The following is a 242-nucleotide window of genomic DNA, read 5'->3' on the forward strand; positions in this document are numbered from 1 at the left end:
CAGGTCTCGCGCATGGCCACCGACCTCGACGAGCACGTGGAGTCCTTCCGCCACCGACCCCTGGACGAGGCCGGCCCTTTCACGTTCGTCGCCGCCGACGCGCTGACCATGAAAGTCCGAGAGGGCGGGCGGGTGGTCAACGCGGTCGTGCTGCTGGCCACCGGAGTCAACGGCGACGGCCACCGGGAGGTCCTGGGCATGCGGGTGGCCACGGCCGAGACCGGGGCGGCGTGGAACGAGTT

The 242-nt window shown here is 71.5% G+C and carries 1 protein-coding gene; it reads left to right on the plus strand.

Going from position 1 to position 242, the window contains the following annotated elements; all coding sequences use genetic code 11:
• A partial coding sequence (locus tag Q0817_RS20030) for a transposase (RefSeq protein ID WP_298592258.1) occupies positions 1-242 on the plus strand: 242 nt, incomplete at both ends.

Origin of the sequence: uncultured Kocuria sp. (genome assembly GCF_947500125.1) — a bacterium.
In the GTDB taxonomy this organism is placed as follows: Bacteria; Actinomycetota; Actinomycetes; order Actinomycetales; family Micrococcaceae; genus Kocuria.